General features: G+C 48.1%; 6 protein-coding genes. 2 read left to right on the top strand and 4 right to left on the bottom strand.

From position 1 onward, the window contains the following. The coding region (locus KDK17_RS07870) for a WD40 repeat domain-containing protein (protein WP_257287783.1) at window positions 1-3385 on the bottom strand (3385 nt) is incomplete at its 3' end. Window positions 3386-3413: 28 nt separating this feature from the next. On the opposite strand from KDK17_RS07870, the gene KDK17_RS07875 reads away from it, so the two are divergent. Further along, window positions 3414-3737 (top strand): hypothetical protein, encoded by a 324-nt coding sequence (locus KDK17_RS07875; RefSeq protein WP_257274749.1) that lies wholly within the window; start codon window positions 3414-3416, stop codon window positions 3735-3737. Between the two features lie 102 nt (window positions 3738-3839). Further along, a complete protein-coding gene (locus tag KDK17_RS07880; RefSeq protein ID WP_257274748.1) occupies window positions 3840-4079 on the top strand; it encodes a hypothetical protein in 240 nt (79 codons plus the stop codon). Between the two features lie 406 nt (window positions 4080-4485). Here KDK17_RS07880 and rep read toward each other — a convergent pair whose 3' ends face one another. The 3 genes from rep to KDK17_RS07895 form a co-directional block, all read right to left on the bottom strand. Then, a complete protein-coding gene (gene rep / locus KDK17_RS07885) occupies window positions 4486-6498 on the bottom strand; it encodes a DNA helicase Rep (protein ID WP_257274747.1) in 2013 nt (670 codons plus the stop codon). A gap of 140 nt (window positions 6499-6638) precedes the next feature. Then, on the bottom strand, window positions 6639-7826 hold the full coding sequence (locus tag KDK17_RS07890; RefSeq protein ID WP_257287784.1) for a hypothetical protein: 1188 nt from the start codon (window positions 7824-7826) through the stop codon (window positions 6639-6641). A 326-nt stretch (window positions 7827-8152) separates the two neighbouring features. Continuing rightward, entirely contained in the window at window positions 8153-9022 is an 870-nt protein-coding gene (locus tag KDK17_RS07895) for a hypothetical protein (RefSeq protein WP_257274745.1), read from the bottom strand. Window positions 9023-9253 lie beyond the last annotated feature (231 nt).

Here is a 9253-nt window from a genome sequence, read left to right on the forward strand (position 1 = left end):
TGCCACCGGCAGGTGAGTTATATGAATCTCTGGAGCTTATTTTTCCGGTATTCAGATTATTTGAAATAGACGATGATTGAACGGCCAATCCAGCGATACCGCTTTTGCTGGCGGATCCGGTTGTAAAAACAGTGCCGGTGTTCACACTATCGCGTATGACACTGTCAGAAACACTGCCCGCTATACCTCCGCCATGACTGTGAAGACCGCCTGTTTGGATGCTTCCGGCAGAATTGACTACCTCTTCAATTTTACTGCCTTTCAACTCTCCTACAAGCGCACCGGTCGGGCTGTTGTCTCCGGTACTGATCACTTTTGGCTGTTGTAACAGAACCTGTCTGATGGTGCTGTAATGCAATGACCCGAACAAGCCTGAGGGAGTATTATCTGCAGACGTTGAAACTTTGAGGCCGGAAATAACGTGACCGTTGCCAAGCAGAGTGACAGAGAATGGTTTGGAAATATTGCCGACGGGTTTCCAGTCAACTGATCGCAGGTCAATATCACCGGTTAACTCATAGCGTCCTTCGACTGGGTGTTCGGCATTCAGATATTGATTGAAATTATTATTGTCTAGCTGAATTGTTCTGGCCCCGCTGGTTGTCGGCTGTACCGATGACGATGGCACAGCAGATGAAGCTTCTGATGGTGACTCCGAACTGAGCAAGGCAGGGTGAACGGAAGCGGTAGTCAATTCGTCGGTTGCTGGCTGTGTAGACGACGATGAAGTATCGATCTTATAAATTCTCAGACGTTGATCATCTCCCCCTGCTGCCAGCCATTTGCCGTTGTGGCTGTATTTAACGCTCCGGAGAGAGTTTTTCGAATCGGGCAGGATGTACAGGAGGTTAGATGAATTTCTGACTTCATAAATTCTGACCTTATAATCAACCCCCCCGGCTGCCAGCTGAGTGTCGTCGCGACTGTAGTCGATACACAGAATCGAGCTTGTTGCACCGTAGAGGACGTGCAGGGGGGAGGTCGGATTCGTACCGTTATAAATCCAAACCTTATGATCATTCCCACCGGCTGCTATCCGGGTGCTGTTATGGTTGTAGACAACGGCCCATATATGGCCTTCTGGATCGGACAGAGTTTGCAGGGGCGAGGTCGGGATTCTCCCGTCATAAATCCTGACCTTGGCATCATTCCCTACGGTGGCCAGCCGGGTGTCGTCGCGGTTGTAGTCAAGGCTCCGTATCCCGTTTGGTGCGGTCAGGGTGTACAGGGGGATGCCCGGATACATCCCGTTATAAATTCTGACCTTGCCATCACTTGAGCCGGCCGCCAGCAGGGTGCCATCGTGGTTGTACTTGACGATCCGTACCCATTTTGTACTATCGTCTAGGACATGCTCCAGAGTGTATCCGTCCAGCACGTTGTAAACCCAGACATTACGGTCATAACTGCCAACTGCTAACCGGCTGCCATCGTGATTATAGTCAAGGCTCCATACCCCGATTTTCGGATCTTTCATGGTGTACAAGAGTTCGAAATTCCCCGAAGCATCCATGCCAAAGATTTGTACGGCCCCTGCAAATCGACACTCTCTGGTTTGTGGATATGGACCGGAAGTTATTGCCAACGCTATGTGCGCATCGTTCCTATTCCATGAAATACTATAAATCCTATGCGGCGAACAATGTCTTGTCAGATCAGGGCCATCGGGTGTTGGAACCGTATACTTTGGCAACCTGTCTGGATCTATTTCAATTTCATGGATCAATTGAGGAGGTGTTCTTTTGCCGCAGTCAAATCCTCCTTGCATGCAATCAATTCCGATCAGTAATATGGGTGGTTCGAAGAACACTTTTGGAAAAGGTAAGTAGCCATTCCGACCGTTCCAGACAGTACGATTGAAAGAGGTGGCGTTTGCGGCACCACCGGGGTCTGCAAACTCGTTCAGTACGGTGGGAAGCTGGTTATTTACCTGTTTGGTGCCATTTATTCGAACAAGTTCACGATAGGGAGTGTTAATGCCTCTGAGCATCGGCAGCTGCGATGTATCGCCGGCATTCCAGAGCGTGCTGTTTAAACCGTTCAGATTTGATTTGAGATCGCTATTGGATAGTCTTATGATGCCTGTATTGCGCCCATCATCACTCCCATCAGTCGGTTGATACTTTGTGAAAGTATCCAGGTTTTTCTCAATACGACCTTCCCCTGCGACTCTTCCCACTGCTCCGCTCATGTAGCTATGGGCAGCCTGAGCTTTAACTGAACCCGTATTAACATTGTTGTAAACTGAGGCCGAGAGAGTGGCCGCCCCGGAAATACCACCGAGATCAGCCCTCATACTTTCCGTTATGATGGCTCCGGCATTGAGGTTATCATGAGTGCTCCCACCCTCGGCCTGTCCGGCAATACCTCCAGCATGTCCTCTTTGACCGCGAGTAGTGACAGTTCCGACATTGACATTTTGAACGACAGCAGCGTTGATCACTTGCCCTGCTATTCCACCGGCGTGTGTATCATAATAATTTGAAAATATGTTGCCTGTGTTGAGGTTTTTGCTGACCAGTGTTTGCCTGAAGGCCTTTCCTACTATTCCACCACTGCGTCCAGCTCTCCGGCTAGTGCCATTCAGATACTCGGAAGCTATTCTTCCGGTGTTCAGGTTATGCAAGATCCTGACTGCTTCTGCTTCTCCTGCAATCCCTCCGGAGCTTTCGGTATGTCTAACCGTCACCTCGCCGGTATTTGTGTTACTGTTAGCAACACTCTTGCTTCTCAGTGTTCCGACAATGCCACCGGCAGGTGAGTAATCTGAATTCCTGGAGCTTATTTTTCCGGTATTCAGGTTATTTGAAATAGACGACGACTGATCGGCCAATCCAGCGATACCGCCTTTGCTGGCGGAACCGGTTATAAAAACGGTGCCGTTGTTCAGGCTATTGTGTACGATGCTATCAGAAACACTGCCCGCTATACCTCCGCCATGACTGTGAAAACCGCTCGTTTGGATGGTTCCGTCAAAATTGAAAACCTCTTCAACCCTGCTGCCTTTCAACTCTCCTGCAAGTGCACCAGTTGGACTCTTGTTTCCGGTACTGGTCACTCTTGGCCGGTTAAGCAGGATCTGCCTGATGGTGCTGTTCTCCAATGACCCAAACAAGCCCGAGGGAGCATTATCTGCAAATGTTGAAACTTTGAGGCCGGAAATAATGTGGCCGTTGCCAAGCAGAGTGACAGAGAATGGTTTGGAGGCATTGCCGACAGGTTTCCAGTCAGCTAATTGCAGGTCAATATTGCCGATTAACTCATAGTGACCTTCGACTGGGTGGTCGGGATTCAGATAATGATTGAAATTATTATTGTCCAGCTGAATAGTTCTGGCCCTGCTGCTTGAAGGCTGTGCTGATGACGCCAGGACAGCGGTTGACATTTCCGAAGGTGACACCGAACTCGATAAAGTGCGGGCTAAAGGAGCCGTGGTCACTTTGCTGACTGAAGGCTGTGCTGATGATGCCGGGACAGCGGACGAAGTGTCTGGAAGTGACACAAGGCTGGATGAAGTATGGGCTAAAGAAGCCGTGGTCTCTTTGCTGGTTAAAGGCTGTGCTGATGACGATATGACAGCAGATGAAACTACTGACGGTGATACCGAACTGGCTGAATTTCGGGCTACAGAATTAGTGCTCAATTCGCTGGTTGAAGGCTGTGCTGATGACGATGAGGCAGCGGATGAAACTTCAGAAGGCGGCACCGAACTGGATGAAGTAAGTTCCACAGAATGAGTGGTCAATTCGCTGGTCGATGGCTGTGCTGATGACGATAGGGCAGCCGATGTAACTTCCGAAGGTAACACCGAACTGGATGAAGTACGTACAACAGAATGAGTGGTCAATTCGCTGCTTAAAGGCTGTGCTGTTGATGATGGGGCAGCGGATGAAATGACCGACGGTGATACCGAAGTGGTTGAAGTACGTGTTACAGAAGTAGCTTTCAATGCACTGGTTGATGGCTGTGCTGATGTTGATGGGATAGCAAATGAAACTTCTGGAGGTGACACCGGACTGGGTGAAGTAAGGGCTAAAGTAGCCGTATTTTTGACCGGGTGGTTGGTGTTCAGGTATTGATTGAAATGATTATTGTCCAGCTTAATAGTGCTGGCCCAACTGTTCCAATTTGGAAAAAAAACGACAAGTGACAATAATAGTAAAGGCGACTTTGTGCAGATAGGTGGGCTTTTCCGATACTGATCTTTCATCGGGCTGTTGTTCATTGAGTGCGTACCGCGAAAAACAATGATGAGAATTACTCGTATTCGTGTTCGTATATATAGACTATAAAGAGCCATCATGCAGAAACATGGCAGCCGCTCTTGTTATCCGGTCTACCCATTAAAAAAGCGGGTGGGAGCTCTGTTGCAGCTCGATGAGAGGGTCAGGGGTGCCTGAAACTGGCAGAGGAAAAATCCGAATGGTTTTTGAGATGGGCCGCTTCATCGCAGGACAGCCCGTCTGCCAATAGAAGGATGGCTATTCAGTCGCTCAACCGACTGCGTAACATGGCCAGCGCCGCATTACCGGTCAGAGTATTTTGTTCCTTACTGGCTTTCTCGCCAAAGCCTGTAAACTCCAGGTCTTCCTGCGGCAGTTCGTCCAGAAAACGACTGGGTGTAGTATCAATGATTTCACCGTACTGCTTTCGCTGCCCTGCCAGTGTCATGGTCAAAGTCTTTCTGGCACGGGTGATGCCAACGTAAGTCAGACGTCGTTCTTCTTCAATGTTGTCTTCTTCAATGCTGGTTCGGTGGGGCAGAAGATCCTCTTCCATGCCCATCATGAAAACATATGGGTACTCAAGTCCCTTGGAGGCATGGAGCGTTAATAACTGTACCTTGTCGTTATCTTCTTGCTCTTCCTGACGTTCCATCATGTCCCTGAGAATCAGTCTGGCGATGGCGTCTTCTACCGTAGAGTCTTCGTCACCTCGTTCCAGAGTCTGCTGGAGTGAGTCGATCAGGAACCCAACATTGCCCATGCGTTTCTCCGCCCCTACTGGCGTTGCTGTGGTTTGCATCAGCCAGTTTTCATAGCCGCAGTCGTCAATCATTTCACGGATAGCGGCAATCGGGTCTTCATCAGTCTGGCAGCGGCGGGATACAGAGTCCAGCCACTGGGTAAAACTGCGCAGCTTCTCTACATACTTGGGAGACAGCTCTTCCTGAAGGCCCATTTCCTGTGAAGCCGCGTAAAGGCTCAGGTTGTGAGTACCGGCGTAATTGCCCAGCTTTTCTAAAGTAGCCGGGCCTATCTCACGACGGGGGACGTTAACAACTCGCAGGAAGGCGTTGTCATCATCCTGATTCACCAGCAGTCTGAGATAAGCCATCATATCCTTGACTTCTGCCCGGGCGAAAAATGAGGTGCCGCCATTGATGTGGTAAGGAATTTGATGATGCTGAAGCTTCATTTCCAGCAAGCGAGACTGGAAGTTGCCCCGATACAGCACGGCATAATCTTTCCAGTTAGTACCGTTCTTCAGCTTCTGGGTCAGGATCTCGGTAGCGATGCGTTCACATTCCATTTCGTCATTACGGCATCGAATGACCCGAATGATCTCTCCCATACCCAGCTCACTCCAGAGTGTTTTTTCGAACACGTGGGGGTTATTAGCAATCAGGGTATTGGCAGCTTTCAGGATACGGCTGGTGGAGCGGTAATTCTGCTCGAGCTTGATGACCCTCAGGGCAGGATAATCGTCCTTGAGCAGGGCCAGATTTTCAGGGCGGGCACCGCGCCAGGCGTAAATAGACTGATCGTCGTCACCGACCACGGTGAGTTTGCCACGGTCTCCAACCAGTCGGCTGATCAATTCATACTGGGCACCATTGGTATCCTGATATTCATCGACCAGCACATAGTGAGTTTTGTTTTGCCAGCGCTCCAGAACCTCCGGATGCTCACGAAACAGCATGACCGGTTGCAGAATCAAGTCATCAAAATCAACCGCATTAAAGGCTTTTAATGTGCGGTTATAGTGTTCATAAACTCTGGCGGCGAGTTGCTCGTTGGGCTGACGGGCGTTGGCCATGGCCTGTGGTGGCAGGATCAGGTCATTCTTCCAGTTGGAAATTATGTGCTGAACGGCATCAACACTCTCTTCGTCTGATCCTATTTCCCGCTGCATCAATTCGCCTATCAGGGCATGGGCATCCTGGGCATCAAAAATGGAAAAGCCCGGCTTGTAACCCAACGTCTTGCACTCCTTGCGGATCAGGTTAAGCCCGAGGTTGTGAAAAGTTGAAACCGTCAAACCGTGGGAGGTTCTGCCCTTGACCAGCCTGCCAACACGCTCTTTCATTTCCCGTGCTGCCTTATTGGTGAAGGTCACGGCAATGATATTGCGGGCATTGATACCACATTCCTGAATCAGGTAAGCAATCTTGGTGGTGATAACACTGGTCTTGCCACTGCCTGCACCGGCGAGAACCAGCAAGGGGGTATCAATATACTTTACGGCTTCGGCCTGTCGGTCGTTGAGTCTGTGCACGGTTTGCTTTGATGTCTGGAGCTAAGAGAGCCAGTATATCACCAATTGGTGTCCAACTTCTTAACACGGGTTGCTATTGAGGCTAATGAGAAGAGACAGGCTCTTGCAAAACGGGGCGGACCATATAGCCCTACTGGAAGTCAGGGGTCGGATTCTATGTGCATATTAGCTACAGAGCTGATGGAATCAATTTCCTCGCTTACCTGTAATTTTATTTTTGGAATCACCTCTATTGTTTTGGCCTCTGGAGGTGGTGGGGTTCCTGTTACCTGTCTAACACAATAAATTTGTGGGCCCGCAACCTCTCCAAGAATCCTTTGAATTGCCCGCCTCTGTATTATCTGCCAGACTTTCTGGAGGCTTTTATCCGCTACTGACGAGCTGGCTTGAGACGGTTTGCGAGATATATTAATTGCATATTTTGAGTTTCTGGATGAAAGAGAGTCTATCTCGACTGTGCCTTCTGCAGTGTTGGTGCTGACAAGCATTGTTACTGGAACAGTAACCGTTTTTTTTCTCTTCCTGTTATTCTTTGCTCTTGGTGTACGTGGGGCTTCGATGCCCAGATTAATATGTCCTGTGATATGAAATTGGTACTGATCCTGCTCACCCGCAGCGGTACTTTCAGAAGCAGCGGCAGTGGAGGGCCCTTCTTCTGCAAGTGACGGTCGTGGGGTGGCCTCAGCTAATGTGTTTGCATGAGGCGCTTTTCTTTTCAGTTTTGATCGTGAGGTTTGCTTGTTGGTGCTTCTGTCGGATGCTGGTTCATTTTCAATGCCGGATGATGCAGTGCTTCCGCAAGTAGTGACTATTGGACTATAAAGAATGGGATCAATCACGTATAACTGATTCTGGCTTTCAATTTCAATAGGCCCTATCGGGAGAGCGATTGCGAAACCAGGTCGTTCGTCAGACTCAGTTGTCATTTGAATTAAATTCTCGTGTGTAAGCATTTGAAGAGCGTCATAAGTCATGACCCCTTCACCTGAAGAAGGAGAGAACAAACGATCCGGAGCTAAAGAGAAAGAAGGTGGCCAGAGTTCAACATCGTAAAGTGGGTTTTGACGATAAAAAGTTTCAGGGAAGATAATTGCTGCACTTGGCTGTGGTGGCTGTTGATTAATTGATGGGCCAAGAGTATGTGAAATAATAAGATGACAATTATCTCCTTGCCGATGTGTGACGAGAATTTCATCGTATAGTTCATCAATAGTAACGATATACTCGGTGATGCTATCAACCAGATCATCATCTGCTTTAGCATTCATTACTGTATATGCAAGTGCAAGAGTAAAAAAAGTTCTTGCGAATAGACGAAAGGAAAGCATGGTTTGTTACCTGATTTACTACTGGACAGAAACACTCTGTCCCATCCATTATTATCAATCGGCAACTCATGGTAGCACATCATCTATGTTCAGGCGCTGCGCATCAGTGCAGCTCAGACTCCCCTTAACGATCTGAAAACACATGGTAGAAAGGATTAGAGGAGGCGTCCTGCTGCTCAGAAAAAAATACCTGTGCTCACAACAACGCACCCGCAACGTTTTGTCTATTTGTCCGAATAGACTGTAGATAAATGATGATGACTTCCCGAAGCTTTTTAATCATTAACGTCAGGCAGTCATCATGCCCTAACAGAATCAGGGATTATTTACAGCTCGTCATTTAGTGTTGTAGGCCTGCACCATGGTTTTTCGTCACATAGTCCACCTACGCACGTTTCATAACCGCAAAAGGTGTCGTCCGGGCATGGATCCCAGTGTGTAAATGCTGAGCATTCGAAGGCGCCACAGCCACTGCCACTACAATTGTGACAATGGGTGGTGACCGCATCGGAAGGACATGAAGCCGGCGCACCACCTGATTTAATACATGCTGAGCTGTGGTCTTGTGGTCCTTTTGCGCATGGTCTTTTTGCGCAGTTTATTCTTTCGTAAGTGTGATCATAAACAGCTTTGACGAGATCCCGCTTTCCACATATCATATTACCACTGTCGTTTTGCTCATAACCAAAGGATATTTTACCTTCTTGTTTGTCGACCAATGCACATATTGGTTCGTTATCCTTAGAATCATTTTCAGGCGCTCTCATAACGTAATAATAGTTTTTTGAACCCGGGAGAGTGACTTTTGTTGTATGGAAATGCATGAAACCATCAATCTCATAGAAACCTGCGTCCAGCCAATCATAGTTTGTGAACTCTTCTTGCACAGAACCATTTGCATGATATCTGCAGATATGTATGCTGGATTTTTCTGATGTTATCGTAGTGACATGACCAATATACTCTTTACTCTCTTTAGATCTGCCGGGGTCGTCGGATGCGTTGTCATCATTTTCAACATTTCTGACGAAACATAACAAAACCGTTGGCTTCAACTTGCTGATATCCTCGGGAAGCATGCTGGGTGGCCTTCGGTATTCGAGTTTAAAATCATTCTCAGCCTGTGTCTGAAGAGAAAAAACAGAGACCAAAAACAGGGCTATTAACCCTGTTTTTTTCAGTGAGTTGAATAACATCAGACATTCACTCTTGTTAGAAGGTCAAGTACAGTTATAGACAAGGATACAAAGAACGACAACCGCCCGATATAAATAGCCTGTCAGAGGTCGTTTTAGCGGGTTTTATGCTTATACGATCCATCATCTTTACTCCCTAGCAGCCTGTCGGACTTAAGGCTGTCCTACTGCGGCGACAGCAAATTGGTCTGAAAATCCGCTTTTGTTCGTCAAATAGCTCGCTATTCTCCT

Origin of the sequence: Endozoicomonas sp. SESOKO2 (genome assembly GCF_024606245.1) — a bacterium.
In the GTDB taxonomy this organism is placed as follows: domain Bacteria; phylum Pseudomonadota; class Gammaproteobacteria; order Pseudomonadales; family Endozoicomonadaceae; genus Endozoicomonas_A.